This window comes from Sphingomonas sp. RIT328, from assembly GCF_000632225.1.
Lineage (GTDB): Bacteria > Pseudomonadota > Alphaproteobacteria > Sphingomonadales > Sphingomonadaceae > Sphingomonas > Sphingomonas kyungheensis.
This window is the reverse complement of record NZ_JFYV01000005.1, coordinates 63,295-82,692: the sequence shown is the minus strand read 5'-3', so window position 1 is coordinate 82,692 and position 19,398 is coordinate 63,295. Positions and strand designations below refer to the sequence as shown.

Genomic DNA, 19,398 nt, shown 5'->3' with positions numbered 1-19,398 from the left:
GAGGCGTCTTACCCGCGTTGCCGGAGGTTGTCGAAGGGTGGCGATTTCGGCCAAGGCAGGCGCGGACGATGCGGGAGCGAGCATGGCGATCAACTTCAGGCTGGGCACGCGCGGATCGCCGCTCGCGCTGACGCAGGCGGCGATGGTGCGCGATGCATTGTGCGCGGCGCACGGCTGGGCGGCGGAGACGGTGGCATTGGTCGTCATCCGCACCACCGGCGACCGGGTGCAGGACCGCCCGCTCGCCGAGATCGGCGGCAAGGCGCTGTGGACCAAGGAACTCGACCGCGCGCTGCTCGAGGAGGAGATCGATGCCGCGGTCCATTCGATGAAAGACGTCGAGACGATCCGCCCGGCGGCGATCCGGATCGCGGCGATGCTGCCGCGCGCCGACGTCCGCGACCGGCTGATCGGCGCGGACACTGTCGCGGCACTACCGGCGGGGGCGGTGGTCGGCACCAGCTCGCCGCGACGGCGCGCGCAACTGCTGCGGCTGCGGCCAGACCTGTCGGTCGTCACCTTCCGCGGCAATGTCGATACGCGCCTCGCCAAGCTGGCGGCGGGCGAGGCGCAGGCGACCTTGCTCGCCGCGGCGGGGCTCGACCGGCTCGGTCGCGACGGTGTCGGCCGGCCGATCGCGACCGACGACATGCTGCCCGCCCCGGCGCAGGGCGCGGTCGGGATCGAGGTGCGCCATGCCGATCATCGTGCCGCGCTGATCGTCGCGGCGATCGACGATCCGGCGACCAGCGCCTGCGTCGCCGCAGAGCGGGCGCTGCTCGCGCACCTCGGTGCGGATTGCCATTCGCCGGTCGCGGCGCTCGCCGCGCTGTCGGGCGCGATGCTGACGCTGCGCGCCGAGCTGATCGCCGAGGACGGCAGCGCCTGGGTCGAGGGCAGCGGCGAAGGTACCGACGGTGCGCTCGTCGCCGCCGAACTCGCCGCCGACCTTCTGGCGCGCGCGCCCGCGGTGGTGCGGCAGCTGTTCCAGCCGTGAGGCCGCACGTCTGGCCGGGCGCGCTGGTGGTGCGGCCGGCGCCGGGCGATGCGCGCAGCCTCGCCCGCCTCCACGCCGGCGGCGGCGATGCGATCGGCTGGCCGCTGTTCGCCGCGACCGGCGTCGCCTGGACGCCGCCCGCCGCCGCGGGCTTCGACAGCCTGCTGCTGACCAGCACCAATGCGATCCGCCACGCCGGCGACGGCCTCGCCGTATTCGCCGCGCTGCCGGTGATCGCGGTCGGGTCGCAGACCGCGCGCGTCGCCGCGGCGGCCGGCCTCGACGTCGCGGTGACCGGCGCAGGCGGCGTCGCCGCCGCGCTCGCCGCAGCGAATGCGGCAGGGCTGCGCCGGCCGCTGCACCTTGCCGGCCGCGATCACGTCGCGAGCGGACATCCGACGGCGATCGTCTATGCCAGCGTCGCGCTGCCGGTCGATGCCGCCGCCTTCGCCGCCGCCGCGACGGACCGTGTCGTGCTGCTCCATTCGGTACGCGCCGCGCGCCGCGTCGCCGATCTGCTCGCCGATCGACGCGCGCGCAGTGCGATCGCCGCGCTCAGCCCCGCGGTATGCGCCGCCGCGGGCACCGGCTGGGCCACCGCCGCCACCGCCGCGAGTCCCGACGACACGTCGCTCTGCACGCTCGCACTGTCTATGATTGACCGTGCGGCAGGGGGCGGGGATAAGAGGTCATGACCGACTATGAGCCGATCGACGCCAGGCCCCCGCGCGGCGCCCGTACCGGCCTGTTCCTGGCGATCATCGCCCTCGCCTTCGTCGCCGGTGCGATGCTCACCGGCTATCTGATGAAGCGCGTCGGCTGGCTCGGCGGCACGGCTGTGACGACCACCGGTCAGCGCACCGCGCCCGATCCCGCCAATTTCAATCCCGCACAGCCGCTCAACGCCAATGGCCAGGCGACCAATGCGGCGCTCGACCCCACTGCACTCGCCTCGCGCGAGGCGACGCTCGCCGGCCAGCTGACCGCGCTCGAGGCGCGGACCGCGGCGGTGACCAGCGACGCCGCCGCGGCCGGCGTGCAGGCCGGGCGCGCCGAAGGGCTGCTGGTGGCGGTGGCGGCACGCCGCGCGCTCGATCGCGGCACCGGGCTCGGCTATCTCGAAGAGCAGCTCCGCAACCGCTTCGGCACCGCCCAGCCGCGCGCCGTCGCCACCGTCATCGACGCCGCACGCCAGCCGGTGACGCTGGAAGACCTCCGCCAGGGGCTCGATGCGATCGCGTCCGAGATCGCGACGGTGAGCGGTGACAATTGGTGGGCGCGCCTGCGCCGCGAACTCGGCAGCCTCGTCGTGCTGCGCAAGGCGGGAACGCCGTCGCCGCGCCCCGCCGACCGCCTCGCCCGCGCACGTCGCCTGCTCGAAGGCGGCCAGGTCGAGGCGGCACGCGCCGAGGTCGCGCGGCTGCCGGGGGCGGGCGATGCGGGCAATTGGATGCAGGCGGCGAATCGCTACGTCGATGCCCGCCATGCGCTCGACCAGATCGAGAATGCCGCGCTGGTCGTCGCCCCGGCCAAGCCCACCGTCACCGCCGCCCCGGCCGACGTGCCGGCGGCGAGCGAGGCACTGGCGAACGAGGAAGCGACGACCTCGGTCGGGATGTGACCCTCAGCGCCCGATGCGGTCGATCAGCGCCATCGCGCCGTGCGGCGCCCGCACCTTCGCACCGTTGATGAAGAAGACGAAGGTCTCGCGCGGCGTCTTCGCCGGTGGTTCGGCGATCACATAGGGCAGGCCGTCGGGCTGGCCGCCCGCGGCCCACACTCGCGCCGCCGCGGCCCAATCGTCGAGCGCCGCGTCGCTATAGCCGGCGGGATGCACCTCCTCCGCCGCCTCGAGCCGGGCGTAGACGAAATCGCCGGTGACGTCGGCGATCGCCGGATAATCGGTCGAATCGGCATAGACGATCGCGACCTTCGCCTGGCGCGCCATGGCGATGAAGGCGGGATCGGCGAAGCTGTCGTGGCGCACCTGGATCGCATGGCGCAGCGGCACGCCGGCGTGCGCGGCGGGCAGCAAGGCAAGGAACGCCGCCATGTCGTCGGAATCGAATCTCTTCGTCGCCATGAACTGCCACAGGATCGGCCCGAGCCGGTCGCCGAGCTCGACAATCCCCTGTCCGACGAAGCGTTCGATCGATTCGCCCGCGTCCGCCAGCACCTTGCGGTTGGTGCAGTACCGCGACGCCTTGAGCGTGAAGACGAAGCCGTCCGGCACCGCCGCCGCCCAGCCGGCAAAGCTCGCCGGCTTGAAGCTCGAATAATAGGTGCCGTTGATCTCGATCGCGGTCAGGCGCGCCGCGGCATAATCGAGCTCGCGCTTCTGCGGCCATTTGGCGGGATAGAAGCTGTCGCGCCACGGCGCATAGGTCCAGCCGCCGATGCCGATTCGCACTGTCATGGCATCATCATACCAGAGCGGCACAGGCGTGACGATGAAGGCCGTGCTGGTGACGATCGGATCGCTCGGCGATCTCTACCCCTTTATCGCGATCGGGCGGGCGCTGGCGGCGCGCGGCGTCGCGGTGCAGCTCGCGGTGCCCGCCGATCATGTCGCGACGGTGCGGGCCGCCGGGCTGGCGGCGGACGCGATCCTGCCGAGCTTCGCCGACATCTGCGCGCGGCTCGGCATCGATGAGGCGAGCGCGGCGCGGCGGGTCATCACCCGGCGGCGCTTCGTGCTCGATGCGGTGATCCTGCCCTCGCTCGTCGACAGCAGCGCGCGGCTCGACGGTCTGGCGGCGGATGCGGACATCGTCGTCGGCTCGCCGTTCGCCCTCGCCGCCGGCATCATCGCCGAGAAGCGCCGGCTGCCGCTGGTCGCGATCAACCTCCAGCCGATGGCGCTGTTCTCCGCCTGGGACCCGCCGCGGGCGCCCGATTGCGCGGCACTGATCCCGACGCCGCGCGGCCCCCTCGGCCGCGGCTGGAACGGCGCGCTGATCGGCGCGGTCAAAGGGGCGGTGCGGTTGCGCTATGGCGGCGCCGTCGACCGGGTCCGCCGCGCGCACGGCCTCGACGCCGCCAAGCTCGCGCCGGTGTTCGATCCGGTGCCGGCGCAATGCGCGACCCTCTGCTGCTACTCCCCTCTGCTCGCCCCGGTGCAGCCCGACGCGCCGCCGGCGAGCGAGGCGATCGGCTTTCCGCTCTACGACGGGGCCGAAGAAGCGGACGATCCGCAGCTCGCCGCCTTCCTCGACGCAGGGCCGCCGCCGATCGTCTTCACGCTCGGCTCGTTCCTCGTCCGCGCGCCGGGGACCTTCTATGCCGAGGCCGCCGCCGCCGCCGTCGCGCTCGGCCGGCGCGCGGTGCTGCTCACCGGCGGCGCGGCGCGAGTGCAGGAGGGCGCGGTGCTGCGGCTCGGCTATGCACCGCATTCGGCGCTGTTCGCGCGCGCCGCGCTGGTCGTCCACCATGGCGGCATCGGCACGACCGGGCAGGCGATGCGCGCCGGCGTGCCGCAGCTCGTGCTGCCCTTCTTCGGCGATCAGTTCGACAATGGCGCCCGCGTCGCCCGGCTCGGCATCGGCGCGACGATGCGCCCGGCGGCGTTCCACGGCCGCGCCGCGGCGGCGATGCTGGCGCGTCTGCTCGCCGACCAGTCGATGGCGGCACGCGCCGCGGCCGTCGCCACCGAGGTGCGCCGCGAACGCCCGGCCGAGATCGCCGCCGACCGGATCGTCGCGCGCGCCGCTCATTCGAAGCGATAGGGGACGATCGCGCGCCGGTCCGGATCGACGAGCAGCGCGCGCCCGGCCGGTGGAAAGGCGCGCTGGTCGCAGTCGCGGCGCGGGCAGATGCGGCACGACGGGCCGATCGGCGTCGCGCCGTCCGCGCCGGCAAGGTCGAGCCCGTCGCCATAAACGAAGCTCGCCGCATGTTCGATCTCGCAGCCCAGCACCACCGCATAGCGGCGCGGCACCTGGCGGTAGCTCGACGTCGCCTTGACCAGCCCCTTGGCCATCGACACGTATCGCGCGCCATCGGGCATTTCGGCGACCTGGACGAGGATGCGGTCGGAGATCGCCACCGCCTCATGCGCCACCCACAAGGGGCAGGCGCCGCCATATTGCGCGAATTGCAGCCGCGTCGCCGAATGCCGCTTGGTGATATTGCCCGCCATGTCGATCCGGCAGAAATAGAAGGGCACGCCAGGCAGGCCCGGCCGCTGCAGGGTCGACAGCCGGTGACAGACCTGTTCGAAGCTGACGCCGAACTGCCGCCGCAACGCATCGACATCATGGCGGACCGCGCGCGCCGCGGCGCGGAAGCGCGCATAGGGCATCAGCAGCGCCCCCGCGCCGTAATTGGCGAGGCCGACGCGCAGCAATTCGCGCGCCGCCTCCGACCGCAGCGGCGCGCTGGCGACGATCCCTTCGATCAGGTCGGCCGCCTCGAGCCGGATCAGCTGATGCGCGAGCTGGAAATGCCGCGTCTCGATCGGCTGCGCGCCGTCGATCGTCAGCGTGCCTGCCGCGGCGTCATAGGCGCGCAAGGGCGCGGCGATGCCGTCGTCGATCACCCGCACCGCATGCGCGGCCTGCAGCCGCTCGATCAGCGCGCGGCCCTGCGGCAAGGCGTCGGCGAGCGCCTCGGCGCAGCGGTCGAGCGGATCGATGTAATTGCCGCTCGCCTGGAACCAGTCGCGCACCTCTTCCCAAGGAAGCAACGTCGGCGTCGCCTGCGCATCGACGCGATCGTCGAGCACGCGCAACTGTTCCTCCGAGCGGCGCAGGGCGGCGTGGAGCGCGATCATCCGCCGCGCCAGCGCCGGCTGCTGCTGGAGCGCGCGGACCACCTCGGCCTCGTCGAGCAGCGCGGCGGGCACGGAGGGGTCGGTCCCCGCCTCGACCGCGCCGACCAGCATCGCGCTGTCGTCCTCCGGCGCGACGTCGACCCAGTCGAGCGGAAAGGCCCGCGCCAGCGCGGCTAGCACGCCGCCGGTCACCGGCCGGTCGCCGCTCTCGATCTGCGACAGGTAGCTGGTCGAGATACCGATCCGCTGGCTGAGCTGCATCTGGCTGAGCGCGAGGCGGGCGCGCAGCGCGCGGACGCGATCGCCGGCGAACAAACGGGGGCGGGGCGCCGGGCGGGTCATCCCCGTTCCCTAGTTTGCAAACCTGCCGATTGCAATTTTGCAAAACCACAGTTGCGACGGCGCGCTAGGCTGGCAAAGACGCGAACAGGAGAGTGTATGTCATCGACGCTGAACGAGCTCGAACGCCGCCGATCCGCCGCCAGAGCGGGCGGCGGCGAAAAACGGGTCGCAGCGCAACACGCCAAGGGCAAGTTGACCGCCCGCGAACGGCTCGAGATCCTGCTCGACGAGGGCAGTTTCGAAGAGGTCGACATGTACGTCGAGCATAATTGCGTCGACTTCGGCATGGCGGAGCAGGTCATTCCCGGCGACGGCGTCGTCACCGGATCGGGCACGATCAACGGCCGTCTGGTCTTCGTGTTCAGCCAGGACTTCACCGTCTTCGGCGGTTCGCTGTCTGAACGGCACGCGCAGAAGATCTGCAAGATTATGGACATGGCGATGAAGGTCGGCGCGCCCATGATCGGCCTCAACGACAGCGGCGGCGCGCGCATCCAGGAGGGCGTGGCGAGCCTCGGCGGCTATGCCGAGGTGTTCCAGCGCAATGCGCTGGCGAGCGGCGTCGTGCCGCAGCTCAGCCTGATCATGGGGCCGTGCGCGGGCGGCGCGGTCTATTCGCCGGCGATGACCGACTTCATCTTCATGGTGAAGGATTCGAGCTACATGTTCGTCACCGGCCCCGACGTGGTCAAGACGGTGACGAACGAGGTGGTGACGCAGGAAGCGCTCGGCGGCGCGGTAACGCACACCACCAATACCAGCGTCGCCGACAATGCCTTCGATAACGACATCGAGGCGTTGCTCGCCGCGCGCGATTTCATCGACCTGCTGCCGCTGTCGAACCGCGAGGGCGTTCCCGAACGCCCGACCGCCGATGCCTGGGACCGGATCGAGCCGAGCCTCGACACACTCGTCCCCGCCTCCGCCAACCAGCCGTATGACATGCACGAGCTGATCCGGAAGGTGGTCGACGAGGGCGACTTCTTCGAGACGCAGCCGACGCATGCCGCCAACATCATCACCGGCTTCGGGCGGATCGAGGGGCGCACCGTCGGCGTCGTCGCCAACCAGCCGATGGTGCTGGCGGGCGTACTCGACATCAACAGCTCGAAGAAGGCTGCGCGCTTCGTCCGCTTCTGCGACGCGTTCGACATCCCGATCGTCACCTTCGTCGACGTGCCCGGCTTCCTGCCCGGTACCGCGCAGGAGCATAACGGCATCATCAAGCACGGCGCCAAATTGCTCTTCGCCTATGCCGAGGCGACCGTGCCCAAGATCACCGTCATCACCCGCAAGGCCTATGGCGGCGCCTATGACGTGATGGCGTCCAAGCATCTGCGCGGCGACCTCAATTACGCCTGGCCGACCGCCGAGATCGCGGTGATGGGCGCCAAGGGCGCGGTCGAGATCATCTTCCGCGGCCGCACGCCCGAGGAGATCGCCGAGCGCACCGCCGAATATGAGGCGCGCTTCGCCAACCCGTTCGTCGCGGCGAGCAAGGGCTTTATCGACGAGGTGATCCAGCCGCATTCGACCCGCCGCCGCATCGCGCTCGGGCTGCGCAAGCTGAAGGGCAAGGCGTTGGAAAACCCCTGGAAGAAGCACGACAACATTCCATTGTGAGCCCTTTCCCTGCACATTATAAGGTCATGTGAAGGAGACGTCGCATGCAGACCGAACGCGTGACCTTTCTGACCACCCCCGAACATAAGGCGTCGCTCGACGCCTTCGCGCGCGACAACGGCATGTCCGTGGGACATGTCGTGCGCGAGGCGACCGTAGAATATCTGTCCCGTCCAGAGGCTGTCGAAGACGCGGAGCTGGCCGCGCTCGTCGCGGAGGCCAATGACGCCATTCCCAAAATGGCGGCTTCGATTGATCACATGATCGCGACACTCGACGCAAGTCATAGCCGGGTCGACAGATTTCTGCGTGAGATGGGGGTCCGGCGATGAGCATGGTAGGCGATGCCTTCAATGCGCTGCGGCAGGTCATCCTGATGCAATCGCGCCTCGACCAGCTCGATGGCCGGATCAGCCGCATGGCGGGCGACATCGACGGCCTGACGGATGCGCTTTCCACCTTGCGCGATCGGATTAGCCGGCTCGAAGGCGTGATCGAGGGCGCCGTCATGGCGACGCGGCAGCGGCGGATCGAGGATTGACGGACATGATGACCCTCGGCCGCCTCAACCACGTCGGCGTCGCGACGCCGTCGATCGCGCGGGCGGTCGAGAGCTACCGCCATCTGCTCGGCGCCACTGTGATCGGCGAGCCGTTCGACCTGCCGGCGCAGGGCGTGAAGGTATGCTTCATCGATACGCCCAATACGCAGATCGAACTGATCGAACCGTATGACGATACCTCGCCGATCGCCGGTTTCCTGCGCGCCAATCCCGCCGGCGGCCAGCATCACCTCTGTTTCGAGGTGGCCGACATTCATGCCGCGGTCGCCGAGCTGACCGCGAAGGGCGCGCGCGTGCTCGGCGCCCCGCGGATCGGGGCGCATGGCACGCCGATCGTCTTCGTCCATCCGAAGGACATGGGCGGCGTGCTGATCGAATTGATGGAGACGCCCGTTGCCGGACATTGAGGTCAACACCGGCGAGGACAGCGGCGCCGCGCCCGCTTCCGCCGCCGTACCCGAGCCGACGCCGCAGCCGGTCCATGCCGACTGGCAGGCCGCCGCCGCCAGGGAGGTGAAGGGCAAGGACCTGACCTGGCACACGCCCGAAGGAATCGACGTCAAGCCGCTCTACACCGCGGGCGATGTCGCCGGCTGGGACCCCGGTCTGCCCGGCTTCGCGCCCTTTACGCGCGGCGTGCGCGCGTCGATGTACGCCGGCCGGCCGTGGACGATCCGCCAGTATGCCGGCTTTTCGACCGCGGAGGAATCGAACGCCTTCTACCGCCGCAACCTCGCCGCCGGGCAGAAGGGCCTCTCGGTCGCCTTCGATCTTGCCACCCACCGCGGCTATGACAGCGACCATCCGCGCGTCACCGGCGACGTCGGCAAGGCGGGCGTCGCGATCGACAGCGTCGAGGACATGAAGATCCTGTTCGACGGCATCCCGCTCGATCAGATGTCGGTCAGCATGACGATGAACGGTGCGGTGATCCCGATCCTCGCCTTCTTCATCGTCGCGGGCGAGGAACAGGGCGTCGATCGCAAGCTGCTCGACGGGACCATCCAGAACGATATCCTCAAGGAGTTCATGGTCCGCAACACCTATATCTACCCGCCCGAGCCGAGCATGCGGATCATCTCGGACATCTTCGCCTATACGTCGCGCGAGATGCCCAAGTTCAACAGCATCTCGATCAGCGGCTATCACATGCAGGAGGCGGGGGCGACGCAGCTCCACGAGCTCGCCTTCACCATCGCCGACGGCATCGACTACGTGAAATACGGCGTCGCCAGCGGGCTGGACATCGACAGATTCGCGGGTCGGCTGAGCTTCTTCTTCGCGATCGGCATGAACTTCTTCATGGAAGTGGCCAAGCTGCGCGCCGCGCGGGTGCTGTGGCATCGCGCAATGACGCAGCTCGGCGCCAAGGACGAGCGCTCCAAGATGCTGCGCACCCACTGCCAGACCAGCGGCGTGTCGCTGACCGAGCAGGACCCGTACAACAACGTCATGCGCACGACGATCGAGGCGATGGCGGCGATGCTGGGCGGCACCCAGTCGCTCCACACCAACGCGCTCGACGAGGCGATCGCGCTGCCCACCGACTTCTCCGCGCGAATCGCACGCAACACGCAGATCGTGCTGCAGGAAGAGACGGGGATGACGAAGGTCGTCGACCCGCTCGGCGGCAGCTATTACGTCGAGAGCCTGACCAAGAGCCTGGTCGACGGTGCCTGGGAGATCATCGAGCGGGTCGAGCGCGAGGGCGGCATGGCCAAAGCGGTCGCCGCCGGCTGGCCCAAGGCGATGATCGAGGAAGCCGCCGCGGCGCGCGCCGCGCGGGTCGACCGCGGCGAGGACGTGATCGTCGGCGTCAACAAATACCGGCTCGCGGGCGAGGCACCGATCGACATCCTCGACGTCGACAATGTCGCGGTGCGCGAGGCGCAGGTGCGGCGCATCGCCGCGGTGAAGGCGTCGCGCGACGAGGCAGCATGCCGGCGCGCGCTCGACGCGCTGCGCGAGGGGGCGCGCGGCACCGACAACCTCCTCGCCCTCGCGGTCGACGCCGCGCGTGCGCGCGCCACGCTCGGCGAGATCTCCGCCGCGATGGAGGACGTGTTCGGCCGGTTCGGCACGCATCCGAAGCCGGTGAAGGGCGTCTACGGCGGCGCCTATACCGACGACGAGCGCTGGGCGCGGCTGGTGCGCGGCGTCGAGGCGACCGAGCGCCGGCTCGGCCGCAAGCCGCGCATGCTGGTCGCGAAGATGGGGCAGGACGGCCATGACCGCGGCGCCAATCTCGTCAGCAGCATGTTCGGCGATCTCGGCTTCGAGGTGGTGCCCGGCCCCCTGTTCCAGACGCCGAAGGAGGCCGCGACGCTCGCGCTCGATAGCGATGTCGACGTGGTGGGCGCGTCCAGCCTCGCCGCCGGGCACAAGACCCTGATCCCCGAGCTGATCGGCCATCTGAAAGACGCCGGTCGGCCCGACATCAAGGTCATCGCCGGCGGCGTCATCCCCGCGCAGGACTATCAGGCGCTGCGCGATGCCGGTGTGCAGGCGATCTTCGGTCCCGGCACCAATCTCATCAAGGCGGCGGAGGAGGTGCTGCGCCTGCTCGGCCACAATATGCCGCCCGATGAGGAGGCCGCGTAATGGGCGCCCCGGACCGCCATGAGGACATGATCCGCCGCCGCCACACCGGCGCTATCTCGGCGCCGCATGATGCGACGGCACGCGCCGGCGGGCGTGGCGCCGGTTTCGCGACCCGCAATGCGTGCTAGAGAGTGGCGAACGCGCGGGCGGAGCGCTCGGACAATGGCGCAGCGGCAATGGCTTGCGAAGGTGACGGACGCTCGGACGCAGCAGGTGGAAGGGAATGACGTGGACGAAGTGACGAACGCGGTACGCAACGACTGGACGCGCGACGAGATCGCGGCGCTGTTCGACCTGCCGTTCGACGAGCTGATGTGGCGGGCGCAGACCGTCCACCGCGCGCATCACGCGCCCGGGCAGGTGCAGCTCTCCACGTTGCTGTCGATCAAGACCGGCGGCTGCCCGGAGGATTGCGGCTATTGCTCGCAGTCGGTCAGCGCGGAAAGCGGCGTCAAGGCGACCAAGCTGATGGACGTGCGCGCGGTGCTGCAGGCGGCGGCGCAGGCCAAGGACAATGGTTCGACCCGCTTCTGCATGGGCGCGGCGTGGCGCAATCCCAAGGACCGCGACATGGACGCGATCGTCGCGATGGTCGAGGGCGTGCGCGGCATGGGCATGGAGACCTGCATGACGCTCGGCATGCTCGAGCCGCACCAGGCCGATCGGCTCGCGGCGGCGGGGCTCGACTATTACAACCATAATATCGACACCTCGCCCGAGCGATACGGCGACGTGATCACCACCCGCACCTTCCAGGCGCGGCTCGACACGCTCGACGCGGTGCGCTCGGCCGGGATCAACGTCTGCTGCGGCGGCATCGTCGGCATGGGCGAGACGCGAGAGGATCGCGTCGGTTTCGTCCACGCGCTGGCGACGCTGCCCGAGCATCCCGGCAGCGTGCCGGTCAACGCGCTGGTGCCGGTGAAAGGCACCGTGCTCGGCGACATGCTGGCGGACACGCCGCTCGCCAGGATCGACGAGATTGAGTTCGTCCGCACCGTCGCGGTGGCGCGGATCACGATGCCGGCGAGCATGGTGCGCCTGTCGGCGGGCCGTGAGAGCATGTCGGACTCGGCCCAGGCGCTCTGCTTCATGGCGGGCGCCAATTCGATCTTCACCGGCGACAAGTTGCTCACCGCGGGCAATGCCGGCGACGACAAGGATGCGGCGCTGTTCGCCAAGCTGGGCGTGACGCCGATGGCGGCGGAGTGCCGATTGGCGCAAGCGGCGGAATAAGCGGCAACGGCAGCAGCCGGCCGGACGAGAGACGCGTCCGCCGTCGACTTGGTCGCGGCGGCGGGACAGCAGGAGAGTCGAGTGTTCAAGAAAATCCTGGTCGCCAATCGCGGCGAGATCGCCTGCCGCGTGTTCCGCACCGCCAAGCGGATGGGGATCAAGACGGTCGCGGTCTATTCCGACGCCGACGCGCGCGCGCCGCACGTGCTGATGGCGGACGAGGCGGTGCGGCTCGGGCCGGCGCCGGCGGCGGAGAGCTATCTCAAGGCCGAGCTGATCCTGCTGGCGGCGAAGGAGACCGGGGCCGACTGTATCCACCCCGGCTACGGCTTTCTGTCCGAGCGCGAGAGCTTCGCGCGTGCCTGCGCCGAGGCGGGGATCGCCTTCGTCGGCCCGCCGCCGAATGCGATCGCGGCGATGGGCGACAAGATCGAATCGAAGAAGCTGGCCAAGCAGGCGGGCGTCAACGTCGTCCCCGGCTATCTCGGTGAGATCGCCGACACCGACGAGGCGGTGCGGATCGCGGGCGAGATCGGCTATCCGGTGATGATGAAGGCCTCGGCCGGCGGCGGCGGCAAGGGCATGCGGCTCGCCTGGAGCGAGCAGGACGTGCGCGAGGGCTTCGAGGCGACCAAGCGCGAGGGCCTCGCGTCCTTCGGCGACGATCGCGTCTTCATCGAGAAGTTCATCGAAAGCCCGCGCCATATCGAGATCCAGGTGCTCGGCGACCAGCACGGCAACATCGTCTACCTCAACGAGCGCGAATGTTCGGTGCAGCGCCGCCACCAGAAGGTGGTCGAGGAGGCGCCGTCGCCCTTCGTCACGCCCAAGATGCGCGCCGCGATGGGCGAGCAGGCGGTCGCGCTGGCACGGGCGGTCGGCTACTATTCGGCCGGTACCGTCGAGCTGATCGTCTCGGGCGCGGATACGACCGGCGAGAGCTTCTACTTCCTCGAGATGAACACCCGGCTCCAGGTCGAGCATCCGGTGACCGAGGAGATCACCGGGCTCGATCTGGTCGAGCAGATGATCCGCGTCGCCGCGGGTGAGCCGCTGGCGTTCGCTCAGGGCGACGTGGGGATCAACGGCTGGTCGATCGAGAACCGCGTCTATGCCGAGGACCCGTACCGCGGCTTCCTGCCGAGCATCGGGCGACTGGTGCGCTACAATCCTCCCCGGCACGGGGAGGGGGACCGCCCGGCGCAGCCGGGTGGTGGAGGGGGCTTTCCACACGGCACAACGTATGCGGAGCCCCCCCTCCACCATCCTTCGGATGGTCCCCCTCCCCGGCACGGGGAGGATTTGCCCCGCACCCGCGTCGACGACGGCGTCGCCGAGGGCGGCGAGGTCAGCATGTTCTACGATCCGATGATCGCCAAGCTGATCACCTGGGCGCCGACGCGCGAGGCGGCGATCGATGCGCAGGTCGCCGCGCTCGACGCCTTCGAGATCGAGGGTCCGGGCACCAACATCGACTTCCTCTCGGCGCTGATGCAGCACCCGCGCTTCCGCGAGGGGCGGCTGACCACCGGCTTCATCGCGGAGGAATATCCTGACGGCTTCCACGGTGCACCCGCATCATCCGGATTGTTGCGCGAACTCGCCGCCATCGCCGCCTTCGCCGCGACCGCGCACGCCGACCGCGCCCGCCGTATCGACGGCCAGCTCGGTCATCGCCTCCACCCGCCCGCCGACTGGGTGGTGCGGATCGGCGAGGCCGACCATGCCGTCCACGTCTCGCCCGATGCGATCACCGTCGACGGCACGCCGCTCGACATCGGCGTCGAATATACGCCCGGCGACCGGCTGATCGAGGCGGAGCTGGCGGACGAGCGGGTGCTGTCGGTCCGCATCGCGCCGACGCGCGCGGGCTTCCGCCTGACGACGCGCGGCGCCAGTCATAGCGCGCGCGTGCTGCCGGCGCATGTCGCGCCCTATGCCGCACATCTCATCGAGAAGGTCCCGCCCGACCTGTCGCGCTTCCTGATCGCACCGATGCCGGGGCTGCTCGTCCGGCTCGACGTCGCGGCGGGCGATGCGGTCGAGGCGGGACAGCCGCTGGCGGTGGTCGAGGCGATGAAGATGGAGAATATCCTGCGCGCCGAGAAAGCCGGCCGGGTCAAATCGGTCGCCGCCGCGGCGGGCGACAGCCTCGCGGTCGATCAGGTGATTCTCGAGATGGAATGATGGGTCATCGGCAGACGCGCGTCAGGGACTGCGCGCCTGCCGGTTAGCCATCGACGCGCTGAGGGCGAACCGTTGAGGAGAAGGCCCCCCTCCACCGAACGGGCCGAGCCTGGCGAAGCCCACCTGTCCGAACGCACTCCGCAGCGTTACGCCGAAGACCCCGTATCGATCCGCCGCGCCTCGTCGGGCAGCATCACCGGCACGCCGTCGCGGATCGGATAGGCGAGCCCCGCCGCCTCCGACACCAGCTCCTGCGCGGCCTCGTCATAGCGCAGCGGCTGGCGCGTCACCGGGCAGACCAGCCGTTCGAGCAGCCAGGGGTCGAGGCCGCTCATTGCAGCGTCACCCGCTCGTCGCCGTCGTGCCGGCCGAAGAATTGCATCAGCTGGATGATCAGCTCGGCGCGCGTCTCGATATCCGGCGCTTCGAGCAACGCCTGTTTCGCCGCCGCGTCGAACGGCGCGATCTGTGCGATGCCGTTGACCAGGCTCTCGTCGTCGAGCCGGCCGACCGCCTCCCAGTCGACGCTATAGCCATGCGCCTCGGCAAACCGCCGCGATTCGATCTCCAGCGAGGACCGCCGACCGAGCGACAGGCTGTCGTCCGCGACCAGCGGCAGCAGTTCCGCCTCGATCTGGCGGAACGGCGTCGTCACGTCGAGCTCGCGCACGACGCGGAACAGCGCGATCCCCTCCAGCACCAGATTGTACCGACCGTCGTCCAGCGCCTCGACCTCGGCGATCTTGCCGACGCAGCCGATGTCGTAGAGCGTGTCGCCGCCCGCCTGCTGCATCGGCTGGATCATGCCGATGCGCCGGTCGCGCGCCATCGCATCGCTGACCATCGCGCGGTAGCGCGGTTCGAAGATGTGCAGCGGCAGGTGCATGCCGGGGAAGAGCAACGCCCCCGGCAGCGGGAAGATCGACAGCCGGGCGAGGGTCGCCGGCGCGCTCATCCGAACAGGATCGCGGACAGGCGGCGACGCTGCGCCGCGACCCAGGGATCTTCCAGTCCGACCGCCTCGAACACCTTGAGCAGCTGCTGACGCGCCGCGCCCTCGTTCCAGCCGCGGTCGGCGGCGACGATATGCAGCAGATTATCCGCGGCGCCGTCGCGATCCCCCGCCGCCATCTGCGCATTGGCGAGCGCGAAGCGGCGCTCGTGATCGTCCGGGTGCGCCGCGACCTCGGCGGCGAGCGCGGCATGGTCGGCGGCCGGCGGCGCGCTCTGCGCCAGCGCCAGCGCCGCGCGGGCGCGGTCGATGCCGGCATCCTTGATGTCGGCGGGCAGCGCGTCGATCGCCGCCTGCGCCGCCTCGCCGTCGCCGGCGGCGAGCAGCGCGCGGATATGGCCCGACAGCACCGCCGGATTCTCCGGCGCCATCTCGATCAGTTGCGCGAAGATCGCCACCGCACGCTCGGCATCGCCGCTCGCCAGCACCTCCTCGCCCATCGCGATCAGCGGCTCGATCTCCGCCTCCGCCTCGGCGCCGGGGCCGGTGACCGGCAATTGCTTGAGCAACTGGTCGAGGATGACGCGCAACTGCGATTCGGTGCGCGCGCTGGTCAGGTCGGCGACGAGCTGGCCCTGGAACATCGCATAGACGGTGGGGATCGACTTGATCTGGAATTGCGCGGCGATGAACTGGTTCTTGTCGGTGTCGATCTTGGCGAGCACGACACCCTTGTCGGCATAGGCCGCGGCGACCTTCTCCAGCACCGGTCCCAGCGCCTTGCACGGCCCGCACCATTCCGCCCAGAAATCGATGATGACGAGGCTGGTCATCGACGGTTCGACGACGTCGCGGCGGAAATCCTCGATCGCCTGCTTCTCGGCGGGCGCCATACCTAAGGTGGCCAAGTCATGCTCCTTCGTGTCCGTTGCCCATGTGGGGCAGCGCCGCGCCGCCGCCAAGGTGTGACATCACCCTAGCCGCTCGGCAGGGGGCTTGTCGAAGGCGATTGCGGGGGGCGGGGGTGGCGCCCGGTGCGGGATACCGCCCGCCGCGACACCGGATCCGCCGTGCGCCGATTGGCGTCTCTATTGTCCCGATATGGTCTCGAAACGACCGCAACCGAGTCGATGTACTGACAAAATAAATAACGTGTTGCCCGCCATGACTTAACCGCGTCGTCTCGGCTTTATGACGGATCGGTCGGTGATGCCTCTCTACAATGACGGAGAAGTACATCCTACCGGAGACATACGATGATGATTGCACGAACGGCGCTCACCGTGTCGCCGGCAGGCGGCGACGACCCGATCGCGGTGACGCCGCCGGCCGGCATCCCGGCCCCCGATCCGGTCGCGGTGACCGTCGCCACCGGGACGACCGGCATCCGGCGGCTGGCCCCGCTCGCCGCGGCGGTGGTGCTCAGCCAGCAGGGCATCCGGCGCGGGGCGTCGGGGCGGCTCGACCTCCATGGCCAGGATCTGCGCGACGTCGACCTCAAGACGCTCGACCTGCGCGGCGCCGACCTCAGCGGCGTCGACCTGACCGGCAAGGATCTGTCCGGACTCGATCTCAGCGGCGCCAATCTCGCGGGTGCCAGGCTCGACGGGGCGACGCTGGTCGGCACCAACCTTCACGGCGTCAAGGCGACCGGCGCCAGCTTCACCAAGGCGCATTTCGACCTGAGCGATCTCAGCGAGGCCGATTTCACCGGGGCCAGGTTCGCCGATGCCCGTTTCGGCGGCTTCGTCGACGATATGGCAGGCGACGACGGCACGACGATCGGTGCCGGCTATGTCATCAGGAAGAGCAAGTTCACCAACGCCGATTTCTCCCGCGCGGTGTTCGAGGCCGGCGCGACGATCGTCGGGTCCACCATCGACGGCGCGACCTTCGATGGTGCGAGGCTCGGGACTGTGACGTTCGCCCAGGGCAGCATGCGGGGCGCGAGCTTCGAACGGATCGCCGGCATACTGACCACCGACCATATGGATGCGACCAACGCCGATTTCCGGCATATCGACGGCGCGACCATCCGCCTCCGGACGAGCAAGGTCGATGGTGCCAGCTTCGCCGACAGCAACGTGCAATTGACCGCCACCGCGATCGATCTGCGGCATGTCGACCTCTCCGTCGCGCACAAGGACCTGCGCAACGCCGCATTCACCGATTGCGTGATGACGGGGATGGACTTCTCGGGCTTCGACTTCCGCGGCGCGACGTTCCGCAGCACCGGGCCGGTGATCGCCAGCCCCTATCTCAGCTCGACGGGCCGGCAGAGCGCGAGCATCGTATCCGGCGTCAACTTCCACAATGCGCGGTTCGACGGTGCGTCCTTCCGCGACTTCGACCTGCGCAAGGCGCAACTCGACGCCGGCGCGCTGCGCGGGACGACGATCGGCTATGGCGACGATACGCCGACGTTCGTGTCGAGCGACCGTTATGACATCAAGACCGTGTTCCGGGATGCATGGCCGCGGGACAGTGCGCGCAGGCAGCATTTCGGCTGATCGCCCGCCTTCCGGCAAGACGAATCCGATCCCGCCCGGCCGGAACCCGCGGGCGGGATCTCGACGTCGCGCCGGTGCCGGCCAGCGATCGCACCCAACATCGTTGCGTAATCGGTATCCGTCACCCGTCACGCCGGCATGTCGGTGATATTACAGATGTCTTCACCTGGTTACCGAGTCACGCGCGCGATCGTTTGCAAACGAAACTACTGTTTGAATGTTTGACACCATGCAGAAAGAGTCAAATGGAACGATAAGGTTATTTGATAACCCGGGATGAGTCACGATGCCTTCCCCTTTTCTTGCTACAATGAGTCTGGACCAAGCAAGAAAGGAGTAAGCGATGAACGTCACGACCGTATCAGCCGCTCCGGTTCAGGCGAGCGAACCGCCCCGATCGGAGACCACCGCACCCGCCACGGACCCCAAGCCAGCGGCAGCGGAAACCAAACCGGGTGCGCAAGGCATCCAGAAGCTGTCGGGTGACGCTGCCGCTGTGGTGCTGACCGAACAGGGCAAGGCGCCCGACACGCCGCCGCCGCCCAAGCTCGATCTGCACGGTCAGGATCTGCGCAGCACCGACCTGTCGAAGCTCGACCTGCGCGGCGCCGACCTCAGCGGCGCCGACCTGACGGGCAAGGACCTGACCGGGGTCGACTTCAGCGGCGCCACGCTGAGTGGCGCGAAGTTCGACGGCGCGACATTCAGCAAGTCGAACCTGCGCGGCGTTACCGCGGTCGGCACCAGCTTCACCAAAGCGAGCTTCGACCACACCGATATAGACGATTCTAATTTCAGCGACAGTTCGTTTGCAGGGGCGACGTTTTCATTCAATTTCGAGGATGAAGAGGCCGTCAAACACAACAGAAATTACGATTTCAAGAGCTATGGCGTTGGAAGGTGTAACTTTTCAAAATGTGATTTTTCGAACGCCGTATTTCAACACGAATTATATGCACGTGATTGTAATTTCTCAAACGCAAATTTTGATAGTGCAACGATAACCAACTCGAAGTTTATAACGGGGTCAATCGAGAACGCTAATTTTCAGCACATCAAAGGAAATATAATCGCTTGCCGCCTCGACGCGACGAATGCCGATTTCAGCCATATCGAGGGCGGTTACGTTTTACTCGAAAATAGCAAAGTTGACGGGGTATCTTTTAAAGATAGCAGTACGAGATTGATTCTATCCAGTCTCGACCTCAGGAATATGAATTTAGAGGTTAAAAATAAGAGTTTTCGAAGTGCGCAGTTTATTGACTGTGTCATGACCGGGATGGATTTCTCCGGATGCGATTTTTCGAACGCGGAATTTAGGAGCTACAGTTCCAGCGCGGGATCATCATATTTGACTGGCAGCAGCCAGAGTTACCAAGATGTAGTCAGCGATACTGACTTTCGTGGTGCAAAATTCACCGGCACGCATTTTGTCAATTATGATATGCGAAAATCACTCGTAAGTCCCGGCGCATTTGTCGGCGCGACTATTTCAAACTGGCTTGATCAGCCCATCCACGTCACGAGCAGCAATTATTACTTGACCGAACTTTTCAAGGATTTCTGGCATGAATATGCCGTCCGCAACAGTCGTTGAATTCGTTGATCGGAGAACGT

At 68.3% G+C, this 19,398-nt stretch carries 18 protein-coding genes; 13 read left to right on the top strand and 5 right to left on the bottom strand.

What is annotated here, in order from left to right; genetic code table 11:
- The first annotated feature begins 82 nt into the window (after window positions 1-82).
- Genes hemC through BW41_RS03955 form a run of 3 tightly spaced genes read left to right on the top strand, consistent with a single transcriptional unit; the run spans window position 83 to window position 2,618 of the window.
- Window positions 83-997, top strand: coding sequence for a hydroxymethylbilane synthase (gene hemC, locus BW41_RS03965; RefSeq protein ID WP_037531659.1), 915 nt, complete (start codon window positions 83-85; stop codon window positions 995-997).
- The gene (locus tag BW41_RS03960; RefSeq protein ID WP_037531657.1) at window positions 994-1,692 is read left to right on the top strand and encodes a uroporphyrinogen-III synthase; all 699 of its coding nucleotides are present in this window, start codon (window positions 994-996) and stop codon (window positions 1,690-1,692) included. The genes hemC and BW41_RS03960 overlap by 4 nt, the downstream gene beginning before the upstream one ends.
- Complete coding sequence (locus BW41_RS03955) at window positions 1,689-2,618, top strand: hypothetical protein (RefSeq protein WP_037531655.1); 930 nt, start codon at window positions 1,689-1,691, stop codon at window positions 2,616-2,618. The genes BW41_RS03960 and BW41_RS03955 overlap by 4 nt, the downstream gene beginning before the upstream one ends.
- Window positions 2,619-2,621: 3 nt before the next feature.
- Here the strand turns inward: BW41_RS03955 and BW41_RS03950 are convergent, their stop codons facing one another.
- Window positions 2,622-3,413: a DUF72 domain-containing protein gene (locus tag BW41_RS03950; RefSeq protein ID WP_037531702.1), complete on the bottom strand. Its 792-nt coding sequence runs from the start codon at window positions 3,411-3,413 to the stop codon at window positions 2,622-2,624.
- Window positions 3,414-3,447: 34 nt separating this feature from the next.
- On the opposite strand from BW41_RS03950, the gene BW41_RS03945 reads away from it, so the two are divergent.
- Window positions 3,448-4,722, top strand: a complete 1,275-nt coding sequence (locus tag BW41_RS03945) for a glycosyltransferase (RefSeq protein WP_037531653.1) — start codon at window positions 3,448-3,450, stop codon at window positions 4,720-4,722.
- Here BW41_RS03945 and BW41_RS03940 read toward each other — a convergent pair.
- A complete protein-coding gene (locus tag BW41_RS03940; protein ID WP_037531651.1) occupies window positions 4,707-6,110 on the bottom strand; it encodes a helix-turn-helix domain-containing protein in 1,404 nt (467 codons plus the stop codon). The two genes, BW41_RS03945 and BW41_RS03940, sit on opposite strands and share 16 nt — an antisense overlap.
- A 96-nt stretch (window positions 6,111-6,206) precedes the next feature.
- On the opposite strand from BW41_RS03940, the gene BW41_RS03935 reads away from it, so the two are divergent.
- The 7 genes from BW41_RS03935 to BW41_RS03905 all read left to right on the top strand — a co-directional run bounded on the left by BW41_RS03935 (window position 6,207) and on the right by BW41_RS03905 (window position 14,319).
- Complete coding sequence (locus tag BW41_RS03935; protein ID WP_037531650.1) at window positions 6,207-7,733, top strand: acyl-CoA carboxylase subunit beta; 1,527 nt, start codon at window positions 6,207-6,209, stop codon at window positions 7,731-7,733.
- Window positions 7,734-7,777: 44 nt separating this feature from the next.
- Complete coding sequence (locus BW41_RS03930; RefSeq protein WP_037531649.1) at window positions 7,778-8,065, top strand: hypothetical protein; 288 nt, start codon at window positions 7,778-7,780, stop codon at window positions 8,063-8,065.
- On the top strand, window positions 8,062-8,274 hold the full coding sequence (locus BW41_RS03925; RefSeq protein WP_037531646.1) for a hypothetical protein: 213 nt from the start codon (window positions 8,062-8,064) through the stop codon (window positions 8,272-8,274). Before BW41_RS03930 ends, BW41_RS03925 begins: the two co-directional genes overlap by 4 nt.
- Before the next feature lie 8 nt (window positions 8,275-8,282).
- Window positions 8,283-8,702: a methylmalonyl-CoA epimerase gene (mce, locus tag BW41_RS03920; protein WP_037531700.1), complete on the top strand. Its 420-nt coding sequence runs from the start codon at window positions 8,283-8,285 to the stop codon at window positions 8,700-8,702.
- Complete coding sequence (scpA, locus tag BW41_RS03915; RefSeq protein ID WP_037531645.1) at window positions 8,689-10,896, top strand: methylmalonyl-CoA mutase; 2,208 nt, start codon at window positions 8,689-8,691, stop codon at window positions 10,894-10,896. The genes mce and scpA overlap by 14 nt, the downstream gene beginning before the upstream one ends.
- 228 nt (window positions 10,897-11,124) lie before the next feature.
- The gene (gene bioB / locus BW41_RS03910) at window positions 11,125-12,132 is read left to right on the top strand and encodes a biotin synthase BioB (RefSeq protein ID WP_037531699.1); all 1,008 of its coding nucleotides are present in this window, start codon (window positions 11,125-11,127) and stop codon (window positions 12,130-12,132) included.
- Between the two features lie 81 nt (window positions 12,133-12,213).
- The gene (locus tag BW41_RS03905; RefSeq protein ID WP_037531644.1) at window positions 12,214-14,319 is read left to right on the top strand and encodes an acetyl-CoA carboxylase biotin carboxylase subunit; all 2,106 of its coding nucleotides are present in this window, start codon (window positions 12,214-12,216) and stop codon (window positions 14,317-14,319) included.
- Window positions 14,320-14,465: 146 nt separating this feature from the next.
- Here BW41_RS03905 and BW41_RS03900 read toward each other — a convergent pair whose 3' ends face one another.
- The 3 genes from BW41_RS03900 to BW41_RS03890 are packed head-to-tail and all read right to left on the bottom strand — an operon-like array spanning window position 14,466 to window position 16,164.
- Window positions 14,466-14,654 carry a Trm112 family protein gene (locus BW41_RS03900; RefSeq protein ID WP_037531643.1) on the bottom strand — a complete coding sequence of 63 codons (189 nt, stop codon included), beginning with the start codon at window positions 14,652-14,654 and terminating at the stop codon, window positions 14,466-14,468.
- A complete protein-coding gene (locus BW41_RS03895; protein WP_037531640.1) occupies window positions 14,651-15,274 on the bottom strand; it encodes an LON peptidase substrate-binding domain-containing protein in 624 nt (207 codons plus the stop codon). Before BW41_RS03895 ends, BW41_RS03900 begins: the two co-directional genes overlap by 4 nt.
- Window positions 15,271-16,164, bottom strand: coding sequence for a tetratricopeptide repeat protein (locus BW41_RS03890; protein ID WP_037531638.1), 894 nt, complete (start codon window positions 16,162-16,164; stop codon window positions 15,271-15,273). The genes BW41_RS03895 and BW41_RS03890 overlap by 4 nt, the downstream gene beginning before the upstream one ends.
- A 363-nt stretch (window positions 16,165-16,527) precedes the next feature.
- Between BW41_RS03890 and BW41_RS03885 the strand changes: the two genes are divergently transcribed.
- Together BW41_RS03885 and BW41_RS20370 are read left to right on the top strand one after the other, a co-directional pair.
- The gene (locus BW41_RS03885; RefSeq protein ID WP_081792884.1) at window positions 16,528-17,781 is read left to right on the top strand and encodes a pentapeptide repeat-containing protein; all 1,254 of its coding nucleotides are present in this window, start codon (window positions 16,528-16,530) and stop codon (window positions 17,779-17,781) included.
- Window positions 17,782-18,124: 343 nt separating this feature from the next.
- Window positions 18,125-19,378, top strand: coding sequence for a pentapeptide repeat-containing protein (locus tag BW41_RS20370; protein ID WP_081792883.1), 1,254 nt, complete (start codon window positions 18,125-18,127; stop codon window positions 19,376-19,378).
- The last annotated feature ends 20 nt before the right edge of the window (window positions 19,379-19,398 follow it).

What these genes read in the sequence shown, in the direction of transcription:
- hemC (WP_037531659.1), top strand. Translation starts at nt 83, where the DNA reads ATGGCGATCAACTTCAGGCTGGGCACGCGCGGATCGCCGCTCGCGCTG.
- BW41_RS03955 (WP_037531655.1), top strand. Translation starts at nt 1,689, where the DNA reads ATGACCGACTATGAGCCGATCGACGCCAGGCCCCCGCGCGGCGCCCGT.
- BW41_RS03950 (WP_037531702.1), bottom strand. Translation starts at nt 3,413, where the DNA reads ATGACAGTGCGAATCGGCATCGGCGGCTGGACCTATGCGCCGTGGCGC.
- BW41_RS03945 (WP_037531653.1), top strand. Translation starts at nt 3,448, where the DNA reads ATGAAGGCCGTGCTGGTGACGATCGGATCGCTCGGCGATCTCTACCCC.
- BW41_RS03940 (WP_037531651.1), bottom strand. Translation starts at nt 6,110, where the DNA reads ATGACCCGCCCGGCGCCCCGCCCCCGTTTGTTCGCCGGCGATCGCGTC.
- BW41_RS03935 (WP_037531650.1), top strand. Translation starts at nt 6,207, where the DNA reads ATGTCATCGACGCTGAACGAGCTCGAACGCCGCCGATCCGCCGCCAGA.
- BW41_RS03930 (WP_037531649.1), top strand. Translation starts at nt 7,778, where the DNA reads ATGCAGACCGAACGCGTGACCTTTCTGACCACCCCCGAACATAAGGCG.
- BW41_RS03925 (WP_037531646.1), top strand. Translation starts at nt 8,062, where the DNA reads ATGAGCATGGTAGGCGATGCCTTCAATGCGCTGCGGCAGGTCATCCTG.
- mce (WP_037531700.1), top strand. Translation starts at nt 8,283, where the DNA reads ATGACCCTCGGCCGCCTCAACCACGTCGGCGTCGCGACGCCGTCGATC.
- BW41_RS03900 (WP_037531643.1), bottom strand. Translation starts at nt 14,654, where the DNA reads ATGAGCGGCCTCGACCCCTGGCTGCTCGAACGGCTGGTCTGCCCGGTG.
- BW41_RS03895 (WP_037531640.1), bottom strand. Translation starts at nt 15,274, where the DNA reads ATGAGCGCGCCGGCGACCCTCGCCCGGCTGTCGATCTTCCCGCTGCCG.
- BW41_RS03890 (WP_037531638.1), bottom strand. Translation starts at nt 16,164, where the DNA reads ATGGCGCCCGCCGAGAAGCAGGCGATCGAGGATTTCCGCCGCGACGTC.
- BW41_RS03885 (WP_081792884.1), top strand. Translation starts at nt 16,528, where the DNA reads ATGATGATTGCACGAACGGCGCTCACCGTGTCGCCGGCAGGCGGCGAC.
- BW41_RS20370 (WP_081792883.1), top strand. Translation starts at nt 18,125, where the DNA reads ATGAACGTCACGACCGTATCAGCCGCTCCGGTTCAGGCGAGCGAACCG.